This window comes from Pandoraea thiooxydans, from assembly GCF_001931675.1.
GTDB classification, from domain to species: Bacteria; Pseudomonadota; Gammaproteobacteria; order Burkholderiales; family Burkholderiaceae; genus Pandoraea; species Pandoraea thiooxydans.
This window is the reverse complement of sequence record NZ_CP014839.1, coordinates 2,835,468-2,857,835: the sequence shown is the minus strand read 5'-3', so window position 1 is coordinate 2,857,835 and position 22,368 is coordinate 2,835,468. Positions and strand designations below refer to the sequence as shown.

Below are 22,368 nucleotides of genomic sequence, written 5' to 3'. Positions count from 1 at the left end.
TGAAAAAATAATCAGGAGGGGGCTTGGCGGGCGAACGCACCGGCCGATACGCCAAGTTTGCACCAAAAAAACCTCGCCTGACGCGGCTTGGATCAAGAAAACGGCGCGCATGGGCCATCGCTGCGGCGGCATTTCGGAGCGGAAGGGGGAGTCGCGGCGAACCGCGCCGTAGTCACGCAGTATGCGCCCTTGAATCTGACCCTATTTTTTCGTCGAGACGCAGCTCCTCTGGAGGGCTTGCTGGTAATGCCACAGTACGTATAACGGCAAACTCGTGGCATTCTTTAGCGGTGTATCACAAAAATACACATGACGTAATTCAGTCGTCTACCACACCTAATGGAGCCATACCATGCGCGATCAGATCATTTCCCACGCCAACACCCTCAACAATACTAACCATCACCTTGCCGCCATGCTGGCACCGGCGAACAAGACCAAGGTCGAGCGGTTGCCGTTCACGGTGCGGATTGCCCGTAGCGAGCAGGATATCGACAAAGCCGTGGCGATCCGTCATGCCGCCTATGCCAGGCATGTGCCGGATCTCGCCGCCGGTTTGAAAGAGCCGGAAGCCTACGATTTTGAAGACGGCGCGATGATTCTGCTGGCGGAATCGAAGCTCGACGGAGCTCCGCTGGGCAGCATGCGGATCCAGACCAACCGTTTCCGCCCGCTTGGCCTGGAGCAGTCGGTGCAGTTGCCGGAGCGGTTCAAGGGCTGCGTGCTGGCCGAGGCGACCCGCCTGGGCGTTTCGCCGGACCGGGTCGGACGATTGGTGAAAACCCTGCTGTTCAAGGCGTTCTACATGCATTGCCTCGATACAGGGATCGATTGGATGGTGATCACGGCGCGCTCGCCGCTCGACCGTCAGTATGAGGCGCTGCTGTTCCAGGATGTGTTTCCGCAATTGGGCTTCATTCCCATGAAGCACGTTGGTAATATTCCACATCGCGTCTTTTGCCATGAGATCGATACGGCAAAAGAGCGCTGGGCGGAAGTCGAGCACCCTTTGTATGATCTATACTTCCGCACGCACCATCCGGACATCGATGTCGGGCATCAAAATCACCTGCCCGAGTTTTTGCAGGATTTCGAGACGCGCCATCGGACCATGCGTCATGCGGAGTTCTCGCTGGAGGCGTGATGGGTGATGCAGTACCGACAAAAATAGTCCGCGTTTTTTCGATGAAGGCCGCAGTGCCCCTGGCGGGGACTGTGGCCAACATTTTCAAATAGAGGAAATGGATGTCCGCGGACACGGGGGTAACAGGTAAGCGAGCTTCGGATCGATTCATCGAATCGTTGCTTTACGCATTGTCGGTTTACCTCGCACCGATCGGGATTGCCGCGATTACCGTTGTCGCGCTGTTTCTCTGGCACACGCAATACCCGCTGCTCGAGGGCACGCCGCTCGACATTCATGCGCTTGTGACCGATGCGAACACATCGGAGCCGACGCCGGCATTGTTGACGCGTTTGGACGCCGCGCCGGCCAAACCCTTCCACCGTACTCATCTGTCCACGGCGCCGGTCTGGTTCACCGTCGCGGTGCCCGTGCGCTTCGGCGCTCGCTCGGTGATTGAATTTCCGTCCCGCCATGCCGTCGACATCGCGTGCTGGGACGCCAATACGATGCAGTTGCTTGGGCGTGCCGACAGAGGCGGGGCAAGTGGTGCGTTCATGCTTGCCAGAGCCGGTTTCGCACTGACCGGCGCTCATCTCGACGGCCAGCGCCTGTTGTGCCGCGGGGACTTCGCCGGCCCGGCGCGCCTGACGGTGAGGTACTGGGACAGCGAGTCGTTCGACTCGGCGATCCAGGCATTTGATCGGGACTCGGGTTTGCTCGACGGCGGGTTGGGCATCCTGGCGCTGTTCGTGTTGCTCACCGCGTTGATCAATCGCGAGTGGATCTACATCGTCTTTTCAGCCTGGCTGGTTGCCAACCTCCGGCTGGCGGCGCTGTCGACCGGATGGGATGCCCAATGGCTGGGTCAGGAAATCCCGGTGCATTGGCTGCTGTTCGCCAGAAAGCTCAATATCTCCGTCTACTACATGTTGACGGTGACGCTGTTCGGCTGGCTGTTCAGCGACGACCTCAAGCGGGTCGGTCATCGCTGGCTGCTGCGCTGGAACCAATGGACCTGCCTGCCGATGCTGGCGATGGTGGCATTGCCATATGCGTGGTACCTGCCGGGCATGTGGGCGATGACCGGCATTGCCGGCAGCATTATCGTCTTCTATCTGTGCCGCATTTTGTTTGTGACCCGCTCCAAGGTGGCGGTCTGGTTCAGCATCTCGCTCATTATTGCGATGTTCTCCGGATTCAGCGAGGTCGTGGCCGCCTGGCTCGGATTCAAAGGCTTGCTGGTGTACGTGAATAGCGTCACGGCAGCGCTTTTCTCGAGCCTGATGGCAGCCTTGGCGATTTCGCAGCAGATGCGCGACGAGCGGCTGGAACGCCGGCGCGCGCAGGCCGAACTCAGCCGCACGTACAACGAGCTGCCGATCGGGCTGTTCACGCTGGACGCCAACGGGGTGCTGCTGCGGGGCAATCCGACGCTCAAGGCCATGCTGGGGCGCGAGGTGTCATGGGCGCGGCATACCTGGGCCGACTATTTCGGCCCGGTCTCGTGGGCTGCACTGAGCCAGCGCGTGACCGCCGGCGCGACCGCCGAAATGGAGATCGAAAGCGTCGACGCGCGGCATGCCGGCATGTGGTTCATGGTGCGGGCCAAGCTGGCGGGTGCGCATATCGAGGGATCGTTGCAGGACATTACCGAGCGTGTCCATGCCACCGAACGGTTGAGTTTTCTGGCTGACCATGACCCGCTCACCGGCGTGCTGAACCGGCGCGGCATCGAAAAGCGGCTTGACTACGGGGTGGCCCAGGTCGCGAGAGGGCGCAGCCTGTCGGTCGGCTATCTCGACCTCGATCGCTTCAAGCTCATCAACGATCTTTATGGCCACGGCACCGGCGACGAGGTATTGCGCCAGATATGCCTGAGAGTCCAGCCTCATCTCGACGACAACGACGTGCTCGGCCGGATTGGCGGCGACGAGTTCGTGTTGATTTTCCTGGATAAGCCGGTCGATTTGGTGGCCATCACGTGCCAGAAGATGATCGACGCGATCCAGGCCATGCCGTTCGTCATTGCGGATAAGGCGTTCCGCGTGGGCTGCTGTGTCGGACTGGTCGAGGTCACCGACCGCATGGGCGTTGCCGAGACGATCTCCAGCGCGGATCGGGCGTGCCAGGAAGCGAAGCAGGGCAGTGCCGATCTGGCGATCTGCGAGAAGGATTCGCCGGTCTTCCATCAGCTCGAGGAAGAAATGCGAATCCTGAAGAGCTTTGGTCTGGACTCGGCGCCCGACAGGCTGTTCCTGGTGATGCAACCGTTGATGTCGCTGCGCGCGCCGTTCGCATCGCTGAACTTCGAGGTGCTGCTCAGAATGCACGGCGAGAACAATACCGTCGAGCCGGCCTGGAAGGTGATTTCCACCGCCGAGAAGAATGGCCGGATCGCGATCATCGACCGGTGGGTCCTGGTGCATGTGCTCGAATGGATCGAAAAGCGTGCCGACATGCTCGACCGCACCCAGTTCGTCTCGGTGAATCTTAGCGGCGGCTCGCTGAACAACGAGCGCTTCATCGAGGATGCCTTCTCGATCATGGCGCAATATCCACGCGCGGTGCAGCGGCTTTGCCTGGAAATTACCGAGAGCGTGGCGGTGCGCGACATCAAGAACACGTTGCGCTTTATCGATCGCGCGCGTGAGCTTGGCGCCAAGATTGCACTGGACGATTTCGGCGTGGGCTACACGTCGTTCGCGTACCTGAGCAGCCTGTCGGCCGATTTGCTGAAAATCGACGGCTCGCTGGTCACGCAGGCGATCGCCCATCCGGCGAATCTGTCGATCATCGAAGCGATTGCCGGGTTATCGCACAATCTGGGCATGACCAGCGTCGCCGAGTGGGTCGACAACCTCGACACCGTCAAAGCCATGACCGAAGTCGGGATCGACTATATCCAGGGATTCTGCATCGCCCGGCCGCAGTTGCCCGACGCGATCCTGGCGGCGCGCTCGTCGGCGGACTTCATCCAGGATCCGGCTATCGAAGCGTATGTCAAAACGATCCTGACGGGCGCCGAAACCGGCGACCCCTGGGACAGCGCGGCGATCCTGGCCCGGCGAGGGTTTCACTGAGGCCGGACGGCTCGCCTCAGACCGCACGGGCGCAATCGTGAATCAGCGCTCGCAGCATGTCCTCGACGGTCGCCGCACGGATATCCTCGTCGTCGTCACGCTCTTCGGCGAGTGCGGCGAGCGCGTCGTTCAACGTCAGCCGGCTGCGCTCGTGTCCGTGTTCCTTGAATATGACGATGCCATTGCGCTCGAGCTGCGCCGAAAAATCACGCGTACCGACCGTTTCTGAAATTTCGATCATCGCTGGCCTCCCGCATCCTTGACCCATTGATTCAGTCTAGTACACCGGCGGCCAATGATCGCGCATCCCGGCCTCGCGCTGTTTGAGCGGCACATTCACCGCCAGTCCGTTGAGGCGTCGTCTGCATCGATCAGCGTGAGCCCCGATGATGGCAACGGCAGCGCGGTCTTGTAGCGGACTTGCTTGAGCGCGAAGCTCGAACGGATGTTCGAGACGCCGGGAATGGTCGTCAAGCGCTCCAGGATAAAGCGCTCCAGCGCCTTGATGTCGGGCATGACCACGCGCAGCAGATAGTCCGCATCGCCCGACATCAGGTAGCACTCCATGACCTCGGGCTGTTCCGCGATGGCCTGCTCGAAGCGCTGCAGCGCGTCCTCGACCTGCTTCTCGAGACTCACCTGGATAAAAACGTTGATTCTCAAGCCCAGCGGTTCGGGATTGAGCAAGGTGACCTGTTGCTTGACGAGCCCGAGATTTTCCAGCGCGCGTACTCGGTTGAAGCACGGTGTCGGCGAGAGATTGACCGCGCGAGCCAGTTCGGCATTGGTGATGCGCGCGTTTTGCTGGAGTTCGCTCAGAATGCCGATATCGATCCGGTCGAGCCGTTTGGGAACGGAGGTCATAGGATAAATATTCCATGGAATTGAATTAAGCAGAATAAATATACCGGTCAAGACCATGAAAGTCAGTAAATGAGAGAAACATTCTTCTCCGGGATGATTAAAATTAATTTTTTAATATAGCCCTGACGCTTCTCTCACGGAGTCCTGCCATGACGAATTTAGCCAGCGGTAGCGAACAGATACGCGCGCTCGCCACCGAGAGGGAGGACAGCGATCCCGCAGAGACGGCCGAATGGCTCGAAGCGCTCGATGCGGTGGTCGCGCACGTCGGCAAAGGCCGCGCGCAATACCTGTTCGACCGGCTGGCCGAGCATGCGCTGTCGCTGGGCGTCGAATCGGCACGCGCGCGCATCACTCCCTACGTCAATACGATCGGGCTCGATGAGCAGCCGCCTTATCCGGGCAATCTCGAGCTCGAGGAGCGGCTGGGAGCCGCGCTGCGCTGGAATGCGCTGGCGATGGTGGTGCGCGCCAACCAGGCGTATGGCGAACTCGGTGGTCATATCGCCAGCTATGCCTCGGCCGCCGATCTGTTCGAAGTCGGGTTCAATCATTTCTTCAGGGCTGCCGCACCGGGCGCCGCCGATGGCGCGGGTGGGGATCTGGTCTATTTTCAGCCGCATTCGTCGCCGGGAGTCTACGCCCGCGCCTACCTCGAAGGGTTTCTGAGCGAGGAGCACTTGCAGCACTACCGGCGCGAAATTTCCGGCCCGGGCCTATGCTCTTATCCGCATCCGTGGCTAATGCCGGACTTTTGGCAGTTTCCGACCGGCTCGATGGGCATCGGCCCGATCAATTCGATTTATCAGGCGCGCTTCATGCGCTATTTGCAGAACCGCGGTCTGGCGCACACCGAGGGCCGCAAGGTCTGGGGATTTTTCGGCGACGGCGAGATGGACGAGCCGGAATCGATCGGCGCATTGTCGCTGGCTGCGCGCGAGGGGCTCGACAACCTGGTGTTCGTGATCAACTGCAATCTGCAACGGCTCGACGGCCCGGTGCGCAGCAACGGGCGCATCATCGACGAACTCGAGGCCCAATTCACCGGCGCCGGCTGGAATGTGATCAAGGTGGTGTGGGGATCGGACTGGGACGTGCTGTTTGCGCGCGATCGCACCGGCGCGTTGCCGCGAGCCTTCGCGCATACGGTCGACGGTCAGTTTCAAACCTTCTCGGCCAATGACGGTGCCTACAACCGCGCGCGCTTTTTCGGACAGAATCCCGAGCTGGCGGCACTCGCCGCGCAATTGAGCGACGAGGATATCGATCGGCTGCGACGCGGCGGCCACGATGCGCGCAAGCTGTATGCGGCTTACGCGCAGGCGCTGTCCCATCGCGGCCAGCCGACGGTGATTCTCGCCAAGACCATGAAGGGCTTCGGCATGGGCGTGACCGGCCAGGGCCGCATGACCACGCACCAGCAGAAGAAGCTGGGTTTTGACGATCTGAAGGCGTTCCGCGATCGTTTCCGCCTGCCGCTTTCCGACGAGGACGTCGCACAAGTAAGGTTTTACAAGCCGGCTGACGACAGCCCCGAGATGCGATATCTGCATGCGCGGCGAGAGGCCCTGGGAGGTTATCTGCCCAGACGGCGCACTGCGGCCTCGCAGGGGTTGGCCGTACCGCCGACGCAGGCCTGGGGGCAGTTCGCGCTGCAGGCTGCCGGCAAGGAGATGTCGACCACGATGGCGTTGGTACGCATGCTCGGCGCGCTGCTCAAGGACCACGCGCTGGGCCCGCGGGTGGTGCCCATCGTCGCGGACGAGGCGCGCACGTTTGGCATGGCCAGCCTGTTCCGGCAGGTCGGGATTTATTCGCCGCTTGGCCAACTGTACGAGCCGGAGGATCTCGGCTCGATCCTGTATTACCGGGAGGATACGAGCGGCCAGATTCTCGAGGAAGGCATTTCGGAGGCCGGCGCCGTGTCGTCATGGATCGCCGCGTCGACGTCATACAGCGTGCACGATCTGCCGATGCTGCCGTTCTATATCTATTACTCGATGTTCGGCTTTCAGCGTATCGGCGACATCATCTGGGCGGCGGCCGATCAGCGGGCTCGCGGCTTCCTGATCGGCGCGACGGCCGGCAAGACGACGCTCGGCGGCGAGGGCCTGCAGCATCAGGACGGCAGCAGCCATTTGGCGGCGTCGACGATCCCGAATTGCCGGGCATACGATCCGGCCTTTGCTTACGAGGTGGCGACGATCGTCGACGAAGGCATGCGGGAGATGGTCGAGCGCCAGCACGACGTGTTCTATTACGTCACGGTGATGAACGAGAACACTGCGCAGCCGTCGGCCCCGGAGGGAGATTTTCAGGCAGTCCGCGAGGGTATTCTCAAGGGTATTTATCGGTTGCCGTCAGCTTCGAACGACGCGGCGCGCGTGCAACTGCTCGGCGCCGGCGCGATTCTCGGGGAAGTGCTGATCGCACGACAGATGCTCCAGGAGGACTGGGGCATCGAGGCCGGCGTCTGGAGCGTGACCAGTTTCACGGAACTGCAGCGCGACGGCATGGCTGCCGAGCGCCTGGCGCGTCTGGGCGAGCCGGCCGAGGCACCCTATGCGACCCAGGCGCTGGGCGCGTCGAGTGGCCCGGTGATCGCCGCCACGGATTACGTGCGTGCCGTGCCCGAATTGATCCGCGCGTATGTACCGCGTCGCTACGTGACGCTCGGCACCGACGGCTTCGGCCGCAGCGATACGCGTGAGGCGCTGCGCCGGTTCTTCGAGGTCGACCGTGCATCGATCGTGATTGCCGCTCTCAAGGCGCTCGCCGACGACGGCGAGATCGAGGCCGATGTCGTCGTCAGCGCGCGTGAGCGATACGGCAAAAACAAGCCGGTGCAAGCCGGCTCATGGCAGCGATAGATCGTCGCTGGCCGGCGCGTCCATCGGTGATGCCGCGCCGGCGGGCCGGCCGGCCAGCGCCTGGCCGAAGCTGGCGCTGGGCATGAGCGCCGATCGGCTGCGCGCGGTGGCTTCCTCGAGAAAGCTCTTCATTGCCCTGACCAGTGCGGGCGCCCGCAGTTCGGCGTGCGTGACCCACCAATACGAGCGGGTCAGGCAAACGGTCTGCGGCAGAACTCGCGCCAACTCCGGGTGAGTATCGGCCATGAAGCAGGGCAGCACGCAGAGCCCATAGCCGTCGAGCGTGGCGCTCAACTGGGTCAGGATATTCGAGATCTGCAGATCCGCCTGACGATTGCCGAAAAATTCCTTCAGATAGTCGTGCGCGGGCGTCGGCAGAAGATCCGGAATGTAGCCGATCAAACGATGCGAGGCGGCATCGCCAAGGGTTTTGAGCCGCGGCCGCGTGCGCAGATATTCGTGGGACCCGTATAACCCGTATTCATAGTCCGCCAGTTTCCTGGCGCGCAATGGCCCGCTCTCGGGGCGAAACATCGTGACGGCGATATCCGCCTGTCGCTTGGTCAGGCTGACCGCGCCGGGGTTTGCGATGAGCTCGACTTTGACCTCGGGGTATTGCTCGGCGAACAGGTGCAGTTGCCGCGCCAGAAAATAAGTGCCGAAGCCCTCCGGTGTCGCGAGCCGGATCGAGCCCGTCATGCGGCGGCCGGCCTCCGATAACTCCGAACAGATGCGGATCGCGACGCTTTCCATCGCCTGCGCTTCGGCGGCCAGGCGCTCGCCGGCCGGCGTCAGCGAGTAGCCGGTCGGCAGGCGGTCGAAAAGCCGCACCTGGAGGGAGGCCTCCAGCGCGCAGATGCGCCGGCTCAGGGTCGAGTGATCGATTTGCAGTTGCAGGGCGGCAGTGGTGAGGCGCCCGGCGCGTACAACGGCCAGGAAGGAGCGGAGGTCGTCCCAATCGAAAACTGGGGTATGTGATTTTGCGCACACCAGCTTTGCTCCTTTGCGAATTTACACAAGGGCATCGTATTGAATAACCTTCAGCGGAACAAGCACTCGCGCCGGGCCTGGAGAAAAAAACGGTCGCGCGCCGAAATTACCCGATCCAGGAGGAACGCATGTCGATGTTCGCAAAATTGCAGCGCCGCGCAGCCGACGGCAAGCCGGTTCGCGTGGGTCTCATCGGCGCCGGAAAATTCGGCTCAATGTATTTATCGCAGGCGTGGCGAACCGTCGGCATTCACCTGACCGGCATCGCCGATCTGTCGCCCGCGCGCGCGCAGGATGCCATGCAGCGCGTGGGATGGGCGCCGGAGCGATTCTCGGCCAGATCGTTCGAGGACGCGGCCCGCAGCACGAGCACCTTCGTGACCGACGACGCGCAGGCGCTGATTGCCAGCCCGTTCGTCGATATCGTGATCGATGCGACCGGCAGCCCGGCCGCCGGCATTCGTCATGTGCTCATGGCATGCGAGCACCGCAAGCACGTGGTGATGGTCAACGTCGAGGCCGATGCTTTGGCCGGCCCGTTATTGGCCCGCCGCGCTGAGCAGGCGGGCATTATCTACTCGATGGCCTCGGGCGATCAGCCGGCATTGATCGCGGAGCTGGTCGACTGGGTTCGCACGGCCGGTTTCGAGGTGGTGTGTGCCGGCAAGGGCACCAAATATCTGCCCGTGTATCACCAGTCCACGCCCGATACGGTCTGGGGACACTATGGCTTTACCCCCGAGCAGGTCGCCGGCGGCGATTTCAATCCGCAGATGTTCAATTCCTTCCTGGACGGCACGAAATCCGCATTGGAGATGGCGGCAGTCGCCAATGCCTGCGATTTGAGCCCGCCCGACAATGGCCTGGCGTTTCCGCCCTGTGGCGTGGACGACCTGCCCAGCGTGCTGCGCCCGATGGAACAGGGCGGCATCCTCGCCAGGCGGGGTACGGTGGAGGTCGTGTCCTCGCTCGAGCGCGACGGGCGCCCGGTGTTTCGGGACCTTCGGTGGGGTGTCTACGTCGTATTCGACGCACCGACAGCTTACGTTCGCGAGTGCTTCAAGCAGTATGGTCTCAAGACAGACGACAGTGGCCGCTTTGCCGCGACTTACAAACCCTATCACCTGATCGGGCTCGAGTTGGGAACGTCGGTGGCGAGCATTGCCACGCGGGGCGAGCCGACCGGCTCCACCAACGGCTGGCGCGCCGACGTCGTGTCGATCGCCAAGCGAGCGCTCAAGCCGGGCGAAGTGCTCGACGGCGAGGGTGGTTTCACGGTGTACGGCAAGGTGATTCCTGCCCAGGCGTCGCTCGAGCTAGGCGCCGTGCCGATCGGGCTCGCGCATGGCCTCAAGCTGGAGAGAGCCGTGGCCGCCGGTGTGCCGGTCCGTTGGGCCGATGTCGGTTTCGATCGTGCCAATCCGGCGATCGCCTTTCGTCTCGAGATGGAGGCGGTCTTTCGCGATGAGTGGGGCGCGGTGGCGGCGCGCTGAGCTCCACCGCTACCGCGCGCGCGGGCACACGAACGCCGGCAATCCATTCGCGCGAGGGCGTGACCCGCTTCGAGCGTGCGGGCCTGGCGCCGCGCTATGCGAAGACGATCAGACTTTGCGGCGAGGGCGGCAGCGACGCGACGCTCACCTTGGTGAAGCCGGCCGTTTGGCCCATTTGCTCGAATTCGCGCGCGGTGTACGCGTCACCGTGCGGGGTCGATGCAAGCATCGTGAAGGAAAACGCCGCCGCGAAAGGCGGCGATATGCGATCCCCGTCAGGGACGAATTCGACCGCAAGCACCCGCCCCCCTGGCGCAAGACTGCGCCGCGCCTTTGAGAGTATTTCGACGCAGGTCGGCGGGTCGAAGTGATGGAGGAAATTCGTCAGCAGCACCAGGTCGAAGTTCGTACCCCAGTCAACTTCAAAGGCGCTGCCGACGATTGTGCGATAACGCGCCATCACGCCGGCGGCAGCGGCATTTTCCTTGGCCACCGCGAGTACCGCCTGCCAGTCGCACGCCACGATTTCCGCGCCCGGGATCGCCTTGGCGATGGCGATGCCGAATAGCCCGTGCCCTGCCGCGATGTCGAGCACCCGCCCGGGAGCGTTTTCCCAGGTGCTTACCTCATGCGCAACACCTTGCGCGGTCTGCGCCACGAAGGGCACCATCGCGCGCGCGAATTTCACCCAGACAGGATTGTCGGGGGCGACCGTGCCCAGTCCGGCGGCTCCGCCGTTGCGCACGAACGAGACCGGATCGTCCAGCCACAGCGCCGTCATTTCCGGCGCGGCGAGAAAATCCACGATGCTGCCCATCCAGGCCGGCGAGGAGGTCGTGAGGAATGTGGAAGTCGCGGGCGTCAGGCGATAGCGGTCCTGCGCTTTTTCGAGGAAGCCGTGTATCGTCAGGTAATCGCACAGGATGCGGACGCCGCGCTCGGAAGCCTGTACTCGCTTCGCGATGCCCGGCAGTTTGCCATCCTCGTCGGCGATGGCGGAGAACAGGTCGAGCGCAATCGCGGCTTTGATTGCCGCTGTTTTCTGGTAGCCGAGTATCGCGTCGACAAAAGGCTGTGGAGAGACCCCGTTCATTGTGACCCCCGTTCAAGGACAAAATATGCCGCGAGATCAGGCGAGGCTACGCTCATCGCGGTGGTGAAGTATTCGCGTCCGCAAGGTATCTGTTCATTAAATGACATTACTTTGCGGATTGTCAGGGAAGAACTTAACTGGCGGTACTTTGAATGCCGTGACGGCGGCGTCTGGCGAGAACCGCTGCGAGGGTTTGTTGCATAATTGGGCGAAAACAGGCCAAGGGTTCGACGCGTAATGATCTCCACCACCCCCAGCGGTACCCGTCCCAACTGGTTGACGCTTTTTCTGCTGACCTTTCCGCCATTGTGTTGGGCCGGTAACGCCATCGTCGGTCGGCTTGCGATCGGCGCGGTGCCGCCGATCACCCTGAATTTCGCACGTTGGGTGTTTGCGGGGCTGCTGCTGGCCCCCTACGCATGGCGCGGGGTCGTGGCTCACCGCGCTACGCTGCGGCAGAACCTCGGTGTGATTACGGCGATGGGCGTGCTCTCGATCGCCAGCTATAACGCTTTGCAATACCTCGCGCTCACGACCTCCACACCAATCAACGTCACGCTGATCGGCGCATCGATGCCGCTGTTCCTGCTGCTGGTCGGGGTGATTTTTTTCCGCGAGCGCGTGGCCGGGTGGCATGTCGCCGGCGCGGCGCTTTGCCTGGTGGGCGTATCGCTCGTGCTGGTGCGCGGGCAACTGAGCCGCCTCGTACAATTCGATTTCGTGCCGGGTGACCTGTTCATGCTGGTGGCGACCATTACCTGGAGCGGCTATACCTGGCTGCTGCGCAAGAATCGGCCGGCCGTGCCGCTGACGGTGTTGTTGTTCGCGCAGATCGTGATGGGTGTGATCGTCAGCCTGCCGTTTACGGTCTGGGAGTTGACCGTTGAGCACCAGGTGGTTCACTGGAGCGGGAAAGTCGTGGCGATCATGCTGTACGTCGCGACGACGCCTTCGCTATTGGCGTATTTTGCGTGGGACCGGGCTATCGCCCGTGCCGGCGCGCACCTGCCGGTGTTCTTTATCACGCTCACGCCGGTGTTCGCGGCGCTGCTGTCGACCCTGTTATTGGGCGAGTGGCCGCATTGGTATCACGCCGCTGGCCTGGTGACCATTGTCGCGGGCATCTGGCTGGGGCAGCGGGCCTGATTTTCCTTTCACCGCGCGTTGTGTCGTTCGACGCCGCTCAGGAGCACGGGGCAACCGATTTTCCGGAAAGCGGGATGCCCCTGCCTTCCCTGTGAAGGGATGGCGATGGACGGGGCGATAAAAGGAAAACCCCGCGCAGCCGGGCTGGGCGGGGTTTTGGGTCAAACCTTGGTGTCGCTTGACGCTGTGTTGGTGGAGCCGGCGGGAATCGAACCCGCGTCCGTAAGTCTTCTGCAACCAGTTCTACATACTTAGTCCTGTCTTTTGATTTAACCGTTCCGACGCGGACAGAACACGCTTCGGCACGGCGATTCGCTAGGTTTTAGTACCGGACGTCGCGACGCCATCTGGCACGATCTGATGAAAATGACCTCGCGCGGTCTTGCGACCCTACCCCATCAGCAGGCTAGTGCGAGGTTGGCCGGTGTTAAGCGGCCAGCTGGAAACGAGAGTCGTTTGCAGTTAGTTGATTCCCATTGATTTACGAGGTGACGGGTCCTCGGTATGCCCTGAATTGCTTCACTACCCACGTCGAAACCAGGTCGGCCCCGTGTGTGTTCTGCAATTATCCCATAGATGGGTCATTTCAGCGAGAAATCAACCCTGGTGGTGTCACCTTTGTCCTTGATCCCTTCGGCGGTGAGTTTGGGGGCGACGACGAACAGCCGGTTGGCGGCGATCTTGCCATTGAACCATTCCCGCACCGCGTTGGCGCGGGCATTGGCGAGCGCGCGCAGATCCTGCTCGGTGACCGTCATATTGGCGGCCATGAGCTTTTCCATCTCGGCCGGCGGCAATGACTTGGCGAAACCGATGAAATTACGCGGCTTGGGGAACTTGGCTGCTTTGTAGGCTAATTCAAGGTACTTATTGTATTCATTTGGGGCGACCGTGATCGGGCCGGTGTCGGGGTTGGCTCCCTCGGCGATCAACGCCTCGCGTTTTTGGGCGCGCACCAGGCGCATGACCTTGGCTTTGCGCAGTCCTTCAATATCCTTGTTCGGGTCGACCCGGCCGATGATGTCGAGTTGCAGCGCCGGTCGGTCATTGAGCGCTTTGACCAGGGTTTCCAGTTTTTTGATGCTGGCCTCGTCCAGCGTCGACGAACCCGGGGCAAAGGCGACAAAGCCCAGCTGCTGATCGCCGCCGCCGAAGGCCGATGCCAGCAGGTTGAACGGCGCGGTCACGGCCTTGACGATCAGGTTGACGAAGGCGCGCACGATCACGCTGCCCAGACTGAATTGCGGATCGGACAGCGATCCCGAGACGGGAATTTGCACGTCGATTTCGCCGCGCGAGTTTTTGAGCAGGGCGACCGCGAGCCTGACCGGCAAGTTGGTGGCGGTGTCATTCTCGACCCGGTCGCCGAAGGTCAACTGGTCGATGAAAATATGGTTGTCGGCAGTCAGCTTGCCCTGGTCGAGCAGGTAGTGAACATCGAGGCTCAATTTGCCCTTTTCGATCGGATAGCCGGTGTATTTGTCCGAGTAGGGCGTCAGGTTGGTAAGCTCGATGCCATCGGCCTTGGCCTTGAGGTCGACGAACGCCATCGGCGTGAGCGGATTGATTTTGCCGTCGATGTTGATCGGCGCGTCGTTATCCACGCTTCCTTTGAGTACGACGTCGGCCGGCGCAGTGGATCGCGTGCCGAAGGCGCCGATGCTGCCCCCGATTTGCGTGAGGTTGGCGGTGTAATTGGGCTTGATGAAGTTGTCGGTGAAGTTGATGCGCCCGCCTTGCAGCGTGACCCGTCCGATCGCGATGTCGGCCGGAATCACTTTACCCGCCCCCGCCACGGGCCCACTGGCCGGGGCGGGCGCAGGTGTCGCCGGCGTGCCTTGAGGCTCGGCGCGCGTCAGCGATTTTGGCGCTTCGGTTTTTTTCGCAACGACATCTTCCAGATTGAGCCGGCCGTTGCTGTTGATGATGATGCGCGAGTAGAAGCGCGAGAGCGACAGCGCGCCGACGTGAACCTTGGGCTCACCCATGCCATAGCGAAAATCGATGTGCTCGGCGTTGAGCGCTCCCCAGCGCAGAAAGCTCTCGGAAGTCAGCTTGTCGCGCATCAAGACATTGCCAAGCGTTGCATTGCCAAGGTAACTGACTTCTATCTTGTCATGTGGCCTGGCGAACCCGAGCTTGCCTTGGGCGCTCAGCAGCGCGCTGGCGATGGAGGCGTTCAAGGTCGTGTCGATGTACGGTTCGAACGCCGCAAGATCGAGGCTTTGCGTGCGCACCGTCAGGGCGCCCTTGAGTGGCTCGGGGCTTACCGTGCCGGTGATATTCAGCGTGCCCCGGGGTTGGACCTTTCCATTGATTTCGACGGCCAGCGGCTTGGCGAGGTCTTGCGAAATACCTTGCACCTTGGCGTTGAGTGCGGTGAGTCGCACCTTGACCGGGCGGCCGGTAACCGCTTCGTCGTCAAAGCTGACGGCGGCATTTTCCAGCCCCAGCGCGCCGATTTGCCATTGCCATGGGTTGCTGCGGCTTTGCTCCGCTGCGGGCGCCGCGCCGTGTCGCGTGGGCGCCTTGGCCGGGGCGCCGGCTTTGTCGTGCGCGGGTGCGGCCGCGGCGAGCTTGAGCAGGTTGATGGCGCCGTCATGTTCGCGGCGAATTGCTGCGTCGAGCCCTTTGACCGTAATACTGCCAACGTCCACATGTTTGCGAAGCAGGTCGAAACTCGTCAGTTGAGCGTCCAGCGCGGCGACCTTGAGGGGGGCGTCGCGTTTGTCGGGGGTGCGCAGATCGAGGCGATCGAGCGCGATGCTGGCGGGGGCCACTTGCAGGTCCGGCTTGCCGGTCGCGAACTGGCCTTTGAATTTGGCTCGGGCCGAGAGTGTGCCGCCCTTGATGTCGCCAGCGAAAACGGGTTTGAGCAACGGCTGGAGCGCCGACAGCGTGATGTCGTGCAGCGCGATGTCGCCGTTGGCTTGTGCGCTGGAGAGTGTGAATCCGCCCTGCGCCGCCAGACTTCCGCCCGTGGACAATTGCGCGCCGATATCGTAGCTGCCTGGCGCGTTGCCAAGCGTTTGCACGTCTCTGAGCGCAATATGGATGTTGTCCAGCGTGGCAACGGCGGCCGGACCGGCTCGCTCGTCACGGTAATGGAGGGTGCTGTTGGTCAGGTTGAATGCGGTTATTGCCAGATCGAGAGGGGTGGGCGTGGCCGCCTTGGTCGCGGTGTTTGGCGCTGTCTTTGCCGCTGCGGCGGACGATGCCGCGGGCGACGAAGCGGCCGCCACGGACGTCGCCGATGGAGCCGAAGGAGCCGCCGCCGCGGGCTTCGCGACTGCGACCGTCGCGTCTGCCGTCGGAGCGGTGCGTGCGGCGGCGCGGGGTGTGGCGAGCAGTTGCTGGAAATTGAGCTTGCCGTCCTTCTGGATGGTGACGGTCGGTGCCAGGCCGTCGATTCTTACCGCATTCAAATGGACGAAATTGCGTAGCGGTTCGACGTCGCCCAGGTTGGCCTCGGCATGCTTGAGCGTGACGAGCGCAGCGCCGTGAGTGTCGCGCAAATCCACGTTGTCCATGCCGAGCGTGCCGCTGAGCGTGATATTCGGCGTGCTGCCGGTTCGCACGAACTGAACGTGCAGGTCGGCCGACAGCGTACCTTGCTTGAGGTCGAATGGCAGCGCGGCAGGCACATACCCCAGATAGCGCGGCACGTCGAACCGATCGAGTTTGAGATCGACGATGGAGTCGAGTGACGAGGCAAACGGCTTGAGCTTGCCGCTCACGTGGAGCGGGCTGCCGTCGACGGTCGCTTGCAGCAGCGGCTGTACGAAGACGTTGGTGTCGGACGGCAGGTTGGCGATAAACGGAATGCCGAGTTGCAGGTGCTGTACTTGATGCTGCGTGTCGAGAACGCGGTCATCGAACTGGATCGTGCCGTCATGCACTTGTACGTTGTAGATGGCAAAACGCGCCGGCTTGCTGGGCTCCTTGGGTTTGGGGCCCTGGGTCGCCTTGTCGATCAGGTCGGAGAAATTGAAGCGCTGTTCGGCCGTGCGGACGATGTGAATGTTCGGGCGATCGATGGTCAATTCGTCGATGACCGGAGCAAATCGGAATAACGATGACCATGAGACATCGACGTGCAGCAGTCCGATGTCGACAAACTGCTGACCTGCCTGACGGCCACCGATATGCACGTTGTGGACATCCAGGCGCAGCGTGTACGGGTTCACGCTGATATCGCCGAAGGAGACCGGACGCTCGAGCCATTGACTGAGTTTCTGCGCTACGACCCGGTGCATCAGCGGCGGAACACCGAAGAACGTGACCAAGCCGAACAGAAGAACGACAACCAGGGCTATCAGACCGCCCTTGCGGGTGCGTGGCGATCGGCCGACCGCCTTGACGCGCTGGAGAACGATGTTCGAGCGGGTTGGGTTGTGCGCCGGATCAGCCATGGTTTTCCTTTTGCGGGGTTGCTGCGCGATCTCAGCAAGGAAGACTGGGAAACAGTCAGGCCGACACGCTTGTCGTATCGAGCAGGTCCATCAGGTTCACGGCCGCTTTGACGAGTGCATCGGCTTGCCACTCGACAGGTGACAAGCCGTCGCCACAATAACCATAGGCTGCCGCGACGGTGGGCATGCCTGCTGCCTTGCCGGCCTGGACGTCACGCAAGTCATCGCCTACGTAGGCGATGTGCTCGGGCAGGATGCCGATTTGTTCGGCGGCGTAGAGCAGCGGGGCGGGGTGAGGCTTGCTGTGGGGCGTGGTGTCGCCGCAAACCACGCAGGCCGCCTTTTCACTCAGGCCGAGTTGGCGCACCAGGGGGGTTGTCAGCCAAGTGATTTTATTGGTGACGATACCCCAGGGCATACCTCTTTGCTCGAGCGCCTCGAGCACGGTCGGAATGCCGTCGAACAGGCGCGTATCGACGCATAAGGCGTCGGCGTAGTTGGCCAGGAATTCCTGCTTCAGCGGCTCGTATTCGTCGTCGCCCGGTTGCCGGTCGAAGGCCGCGCCGACGAGTCCACGGGCGCCATGCGAAGCCAGCAGGCGCAGCGATTCGTACGGCAGCGCCGGCATGGCGCGCGCGAGCCGCATCTTGTTGATGGCCGCGACCAGGTCTGGCGCGGTATCGGCCAGCGTGCCATCGAGGTCGAAGAGCACGGCGCGGATCGGGTGAGGCAATTTAGGCATCTCGCGTACAGGCAATCAGATAATTGACATCGGTATCGTCGTTGATCGCGTAGCGTTGGGTCAGTGGGTTGTACGTCAGACCCTTGATGTCGATCAATTGCAGCCCACTGTTGCGCGCAAAACCCGCCAATTCGGCTGGGCGGATGAATTTGGCGTAGTCGTGAGTGCCTCGCGGCAGCAGGCGTAGCATGTACTCGGCACCAATGATGGCGAACAGATACGCCTTCAGATTTCGGTTCAATGTGGAAAAGAACACGTGACCACCCGGTTTGACCAGTGTGGCGCACGCGGCGACCACGGCGGCGGGGTCCGGCACGTGCTCGAGCATCTCCATGCAGGTCACCACATCGTAGTGGCCCGGCTCGCGGGCCGCCAGCGCTTCGGCGGCGATTTCCTCATAGGCGACGGTCAGGCCGCTCTCGAGGCTGTGCAAATCGGCCACGCCGAGCGCTTTTTGCGAGAGGTCGATGCCTTTGACTTGGGCGCCTTGGCGCGCCATCGATTCGGTCAGGATGCCGCCTCCGCAGCCGACGTCGAGGACTTGTTTGCCGGCAAGCGAGACGTGCTGCTCGATCCAGTCGAGTCGGAGCGGGTTGATTTGGTGGAGAGGCTTGAATTCGCTATGCGGATCCCACCAACGGTGGGCCAGTTCACTGAATTTCTGCAATTCTTGAGGATCGGCGTTCATGCGGTCTTTTTCAAGAGGCGGTCAGGCGAGGCGATTGCGGGCATTACAGCCCCGACAAGGCTTATCGAGGCCAGTATAGCGAACGGTTCTTGCTCATGGCAAAAAAAAAGCCCTGCCGGAGCAGGGCTTTTCGAAGTCAGGCTGCTTACTTCTTGGTGCCGACCACTTCGACTTGCACGCGACGGTTCGGTGCCAGGCAAGCGATCAGAGCCTTGCGGTTACGTTGATGGCAATCGGTCTTGACCGGATCGCGCTTGCCTTTGCCTTCCGTGTAGATGCGGTTGGCTTCGATGCCTTGGCTGACCAGGAATGCCTTGACGGCTTCGGCGCGACGCACGGACAGGCGATCGTTGTAACGATCGGAACCGATGCGGTCGGTGTAGCCGGTGGCGACCACGACTTCAAGATTCACATTCTTGATCTGAGCGGCCAGGTTGCTCAGCTTTTCCTTGCCTTCGGGCTTCAGGACAGCCTTGTCGAAGTCGAACAGCGCGTCAGCCTGGAAGGTGACCTTTTGGCTGACCGGAGCAACTGCGGGGGCCGGTGCCGGTGCCGGAGCCGGAGCTTGTGCAATGATCGAGCCGTCGCATTTCGCGTTGGCAGTCGCCGGAGTCCAGAAAGCATCGCGCCAGCAGAGTTCGTCGGAACCGTTCTTCCATACCCACTGGCCGCTACCGTTGACCCAGTTGCTGTTGACGGCTTGCTTCGACGCAGCGATCGGACCGGGTGCGGTCTGAACGTAGCTTTCAGCCATTGCGGATGCAGCCATCACTGCGGTAGCTGCAACAATCGCGAGCTTTGCGAATTTATTCATATTTCTCCTCTCGAAATGAGATTACCGCAGGTTTACTGCGAGCCTAGACGACGGAACAAGTCTTACATCGCTCGAAGTATAGCATCGCCGAACCGGCGCGAGCCGCTACGTACACTTCGAGTAATGTCTAACTTATGCACCGGCATTTTGCCATAGAGCTTTTCTCTGACGCTAAAAAAAACCCAGCTTGCCAAACCTTCTGCGCGTGATTGTGGTTTGAGAGCAACAGTTGGACGTCGGTATTTTCAATAGGTCGACTCCTAAGTTTGCGGATTTTATTTTCTGACCCGTGAGAGCTTGCCGATAAGGACCGTGGCGACTCCGGAGCGCATGGTCGCGCATGTTAGAATGTTTGGATAATGTCGCGCGCAGCTTCCTATCGCGATAAACGCTTGATAGAAACCAATAATGGATCAGTTCGCCAAAGAAACGCTCCCGATATCGCTGGAAGAAGAGATGCGCCGCTCGTATCTCGATTACGCCATGAGCGTGATCGTGGGGCGAGCCCTCCCGGACGTTCGGGACGGCCTCAAGCCGGTGCATCGACGTGTTTTGTTCGCGATGCACGAACTGAATAATGACTGGAACAGGGCGTACAAGAAGTCCGCCCGTATCGTCGGCGACGTGATCGGTAAGTACCATCCGCACGGCGATTCTGCGGTCTACGATACGATCGTTCGGATGGCGCAGGATTTCTCGCTGCGCTATATGCTGGTGGATGGCCAGGGCAATTTCGGCTCGGTCGATGGCGATAACGCGGCGGCCATGCGTTATACGGAAATCCGGATGGCGAAGATCGGCCACGAATTGTTGGCAGACATCGACAAGGAAACTGTCGACTTCGGCCCCAATTACGACGGCAGCGAAAAGGAACCGCTCATCCTCCCCGCCAGGATCCCGAACTTGCTGATCAACGGGTCGTCCGGGATCGCCGTCGGGATGGCCACCAACATTCCGCCGCATAATTTCAATGAAGTGGTCGACGCCTGTCTGCACGTGCTCAAGCACCCGGAGGCGACGGTCGACGAGCTGATCGAAATCATCCCAGCGCCCGACTTCCCGACCGCCGGGATCATCTACGGCATCGCAGGCGTGCGCGACGGTTATCGCACTGGCCGCGGCCGCGTGGTGATGCGCGCTACCACGCATTTCGAGGAAATGGACAAAGGGCAGCGCACGGCGATCATCATCGATGAGCTGCCGTACCAGGTAAACAAGCGTTCGTTGCTCGAGCGCATTGCCGAGCTGGTCAATGAGAAGCGCCTGGAGGGCATCTCCGATATCCGCGACGAGTCCGACAAGAGCGGCATGCGCGTCGTGATCGAGCTCAAGCGTGGCGAAGTGCCCGAGGTTGTCCTCAACAATCTATATAAGAATACCCAGCTGCAGGACACCTTCGGCATGAACATGGTGGCACTGGTCGATGGCCAGCCGAAGTTGCTCAATCTGCGTGAAATGCTGGTGCATTTCCTGTCGCATCGCCGCGAAGTCATTACGCGTCGCACCGTTTTCGAGCTGCGCAAGGCGCGCGAGCGTGGCCATGTGCTCGAGGGCCTGGCCGTGGCGCTGGCCAATATCGATGAATTCATCGCCATCATCAAGGCCGCACCGACGCCGCCTGTTGCCAAACAGGAGTTGATGTCGCGGGCCTGGGATTCTTCGGTGGTTCGCGAGATGCTTGGCCGTGCCCAGGCCGACACGCCTGGCGGGCTGGCGGCATTCCGGCCCGATGGGCTCGATCCGCGGGTCGGCATGCAGGTCGACGGCCTGTACCGCCTGTCGGATACGCAGGCGCAGGAAATCCTGCAGATGCGACTGCAGCGCCTGACCGGGCTCGAGCAGGACAAGATCGTTGCGGAATACAAGGAAGTCATGGCGCAGATCGCCGATCTGCTGGATATCCTGGCGTCACCGGAGCGTATCACCACGATCATTGCAGAGGAGCTGAGTGCTGCGCGAGCCGAGTTCGGCGATGCGCGCCGTTCGCGGATCGAACTCAATGCGACCGAGCTCTTCACGGAGGACTTGATCACGCCGCAGGACATGGTCGTGACGCTGTCTCATGCCGGATACATCAAATCCCAGCCGCTGTCCGAGTACCGGGCGCAAAAACGCGGCGGGCGCGGCAAGCAGGCAACGGCGACCAAGGAAGACGACTGGATCGACACGCTGTTCATCGCCAATACTCACGACACGATACTTTGCTTCTCCAATCGCGGTCGCGTCTACTGGTTGAAGGTGTACGAGGTGCCACAGGGTTCGCGCAATTCCCGCGGCAAGCCCATCGTCAACATGTTCCCGCTGATGGACGGCGAGAAGATCAACGTGGTGCTGCCGGTCAAGGAATTTTCTGCAGACCGGTACGTCTTCATGGCGACCAGCCTGGGAACGGTCAAGAAAACGCCGCTCGAGGCCTTCAGCCGGCCGATGAAGCGCGGCATCATCGCTGTCAATCTCGACGGCGGAGATATCCTGATTGGCGCCGCGATCACGGACGGAGCGCACGACGTCATGCTGTTCTCCGATGCCGGCAAGGCGGTACGCTTCGACGAAAACGACGTGCGCCCGATGGGGCGGGAGGCGCGCGGCGTGCGCGGCATGCAACTGGAAGACGGTCAGCAGGTCATCGCGCTGCTGGTGGCGGAGAATGAGCAGCAGTCGGTGCTGACCGCCACCGAAAACGGTTACGGAAAGCGTACGTCGATTGTTGAATATACGCGCCACGGCCGAGGCACAAAGGGTATGATTGCTATCCAGACCAGCGAGCGAAACGGCAAGGTCGTAGCTGCTACACTGGTCGAGGCCGACGACGAGATCATGCTGATCACGACTGGCGGCGTGCTGATCCGGACCCGGGTCGCTGAAATCCGGGAAATGGGGCGCGCCACCCAGGGTGTGACGCTGATCAGTCTGGACGAGGGCACCAAACTATCGGGATTGCAGCCGATCGCTGAAACCGATGGTGAGGTGGATGAAGCCGACCTCAAATCGTAACGGTCGATTGTACTGGCAAGCGAAATCTCGAACGAGAACGCATCTCAACATGTCAG

At 61.6% G+C, this 22,368-nt stretch carries 14 protein-coding genes and 1 other RNA gene; 6 read left to right on the top strand and 9 right to left on the bottom strand.

The window, feature by feature from the left end; translation table 11 throughout:
- Positions 1-352: 352 nt before the first annotated feature.
- Both PATSB16_RS13135 and PATSB16_RS13130 read left to right on the top strand, forming a co-directional pair.
- The gene (locus PATSB16_RS13135) at positions 353-1,144 is read left to right on the top strand and encodes an N-acyl amino acid synthase FeeM domain-containing protein (protein ID WP_052892682.1); all 792 of its coding nucleotides are present in this window, start codon (positions 353-355) and stop codon (positions 1,142-1,144) included.
- A gap of 101 nt (positions 1,145-1,245) precedes the next feature.
- Entirely contained in the window at positions 1,246-4,206 is a 2,961-nt protein-coding gene (locus PATSB16_RS13130) for a putative bifunctional diguanylate cyclase/phosphodiesterase (protein ID WP_047214561.1), read from the top strand.
- 16 nt (positions 4,207-4,222) lie between these two features.
- Here PATSB16_RS13130 and PATSB16_RS13125 read toward each other — a convergent pair whose 3' ends face one another.
- Both PATSB16_RS13125 and PATSB16_RS13120 read right to left on the bottom strand, forming a co-directional pair.
- Positions 4,223-4,447 (bottom strand): hypothetical protein, encoded by a 225-nt coding sequence (locus PATSB16_RS13125; protein ID WP_047214560.1) that lies wholly within the window; start codon positions 4,445-4,447, stop codon positions 4,223-4,225.
- A 95-nt stretch (positions 4,448-4,542) separates the two neighbouring features.
- The gene (locus PATSB16_RS13120) at positions 4,543-5,070 is read right to left on the bottom strand and encodes an Lrp/AsnC family transcriptional regulator (RefSeq protein WP_047214559.1); all 528 of its coding nucleotides are present in this window, start codon (positions 5,068-5,070) and stop codon (positions 4,543-4,545) included.
- Between the two features lie 149 nt (positions 5,071-5,219).
- Between PATSB16_RS13120 and mdeB the strand changes: the two genes are divergently transcribed.
- Positions 5,220-7,940 (top strand): alpha-ketoglutarate dehydrogenase, encoded by a 2,721-nt coding sequence (gene mdeB / locus PATSB16_RS13115; RefSeq protein ID WP_047214558.1) that lies wholly within the window; start codon positions 5,220-5,222, stop codon positions 7,938-7,940.
- On the opposite strand, the gene PATSB16_RS13110 is transcribed toward mdeB, so the two are convergent.
- Positions 7,926-8,930, bottom strand: coding sequence for a LysR family transcriptional regulator (locus PATSB16_RS13110; protein WP_072628647.1), 1,005 nt, complete (start codon positions 8,928-8,930; stop codon positions 7,926-7,928). The two genes, mdeB and PATSB16_RS13110, sit on opposite strands and share 15 nt — an antisense overlap.
- A gap of 128 nt (positions 8,931-9,058) precedes the next feature.
- On the opposite strand from PATSB16_RS13110, the gene PATSB16_RS13105 reads away from it, so the two are divergent.
- A complete protein-coding gene (locus PATSB16_RS13105) occupies positions 9,059-10,423 on the top strand; it encodes an NAD(P)H-dependent oxidoreductase (RefSeq protein ID WP_047214557.1) in 1,365 nt (454 codons plus the stop codon).
- A 94-nt stretch (positions 10,424-10,517) separates the two neighbouring features.
- Here the strand turns inward: PATSB16_RS13105 and PATSB16_RS13100 are convergent, their stop codons facing one another.
- On the bottom strand, positions 10,518-11,516 hold the full coding sequence (locus PATSB16_RS13100; protein ID WP_047214556.1) for a methyltransferase: 999 nt from the start codon (positions 11,514-11,516) through the stop codon (positions 10,518-10,520).
- 237 nt (positions 11,517-11,753) lie between these two features.
- Here PATSB16_RS13100 and PATSB16_RS13095 point away from each other — a divergent pair, with 237 nt between their 5' ends.
- Positions 11,754-12,662: a DMT family transporter gene (locus PATSB16_RS13095; RefSeq protein WP_047214555.1), complete on the top strand. Its 909-nt coding sequence runs from the start codon at positions 11,754-11,756 to the stop codon at positions 12,660-12,662.
- Positions 12,663-12,852: 190 nt separating this feature from the next.
- On the opposite strand, the gene ssrA is transcribed toward PATSB16_RS13095, so the two are convergent.
- The 5 genes from ssrA to ompA all read right to left on the bottom strand — a co-directional run bounded on the left by ssrA (position 12,853) and on the right by ompA (position 19,318).
- Positions 12,853-13,212, bottom strand: a transfer-messenger RNA (tmRNA) gene (gene ssrA / locus PATSB16_RS13090).
- Between the two features lie 31 nt (positions 13,213-13,243).
- Positions 13,244-17,074: a DUF748 domain-containing protein gene (locus PATSB16_RS13085; RefSeq protein ID WP_047214554.1), complete on the bottom strand. Its 3,831-nt coding sequence runs from the start codon at positions 17,072-17,074 to the stop codon at positions 13,244-13,246.
- A 55-nt stretch (positions 17,075-17,129) separates the two neighbouring features.
- The gene (locus PATSB16_RS13080) at positions 17,130-17,816 is read right to left on the bottom strand and encodes an HAD-IA family hydrolase (protein WP_047214553.1); all 687 of its coding nucleotides are present in this window, start codon (positions 17,814-17,816) and stop codon (positions 17,130-17,132) included.
- Positions 17,809-18,504: a bifunctional 2-polyprenyl-6-hydroxyphenol methylase/3-demethylubiquinol 3-O-methyltransferase UbiG gene (gene ubiG, locus PATSB16_RS13075; RefSeq protein WP_047214552.1), complete on the bottom strand. Its 696-nt coding sequence runs from the start codon at positions 18,502-18,504 to the stop codon at positions 17,809-17,811. Before ubiG ends, PATSB16_RS13080 begins: the two co-directional genes overlap by 8 nt.
- 145 nt (positions 18,505-18,649) lie before the next feature.
- A complete protein-coding gene (ompA, locus tag PATSB16_RS13070) occupies positions 18,650-19,318 on the bottom strand; it encodes an outer membrane protein OmpA (RefSeq protein WP_047214551.1) in 669 nt (222 codons plus the stop codon).
- Between the two features lie 408 nt (positions 19,319-19,726).
- Here ompA and gyrA point away from each other — a divergent pair, with 408 nt between their 5' ends.
- Positions 19,727-22,312, top strand: a complete 2,586-nt coding sequence (gyrA, locus tag PATSB16_RS13065) for a DNA gyrase subunit A (protein WP_047214550.1) — start codon at positions 19,727-19,729, stop codon at positions 22,310-22,312.
- Positions 22,313-22,368: the final 56 nt, after the last annotated feature.

Excerpts from the sequence above, each read along its gene's own strand:
- PATSB16_RS13135 (WP_052892682.1), top strand. The coding sequence starts at position 353 with ATGCGCGATCAGATCATTTCCCACGCCAACACCCTCAACAATACTAAC.
- PATSB16_RS13130 (WP_047214561.1), top strand. The coding sequence starts at position 1,246 with ATGTCCGCGGACACGGGGGTAACAGGTAAGCGAGCTTCGGATCGATTC.
- PATSB16_RS13125 (WP_047214560.1), bottom strand. The coding sequence starts at position 4,447 with ATGATCGAAATTTCAGAAACGGTCGGTACGCGTGATTTTTCGGCGCAG.
- PATSB16_RS13120 (WP_047214559.1), bottom strand. The coding sequence starts at position 5,070 with ATGACCTCCGTTCCCAAACGGCTCGACCGGATCGATATCGGCATTCTG.
- mdeB (WP_047214558.1), top strand. The coding sequence starts at position 5,220 with ATGACGAATTTAGCCAGCGGTAGCGAACAGATACGCGCGCTCGCCACC.
- PATSB16_RS13105 (WP_047214557.1), top strand. The coding sequence starts at position 9,059 with ATGTCGATGTTCGCAAAATTGCAGCGCCGCGCAGCCGACGGCAAGCCG.
- PATSB16_RS13100 (WP_047214556.1), bottom strand. The coding sequence starts at position 11,516 with ATGAACGGGGTCTCTCCACAGCCTTTTGTCGACGCGATACTCGGCTAC.
- PATSB16_RS13095 (WP_047214555.1), top strand. The coding sequence starts at position 11,754 with ATGATCTCCACCACCCCCAGCGGTACCCGTCCCAACTGGTTGACGCTT.
- PATSB16_RS13085 (WP_047214554.1), bottom strand. The coding sequence starts at position 17,074 with ATGGCTGATCCGGCGCACAACCCAACCCGCTCGAACATCGTTCTCCAG.
- PATSB16_RS13080 (WP_047214553.1), bottom strand. The coding sequence starts at position 17,816 with ATGCCTAAATTGCCTCACCCGATCCGCGCCGTGCTCTTCGACCTCGAT.
- ubiG (WP_047214552.1), bottom strand. The coding sequence starts at position 18,504 with ATGAACGCCGATCCTCAAGAATTGCAGAAATTCAGTGAACTGGCCCAC.
- ompA (WP_047214551.1), bottom strand. The coding sequence starts at position 19,318 with ATGAATAAATTCGCAAAGCTCGCGATTGTTGCAGCTACCGCAGTGATG.
- gyrA (WP_047214550.1), top strand. The coding sequence starts at position 19,727 with ATGGATCAGTTCGCCAAAGAAACGCTCCCGATATCGCTGGAAGAAGAG.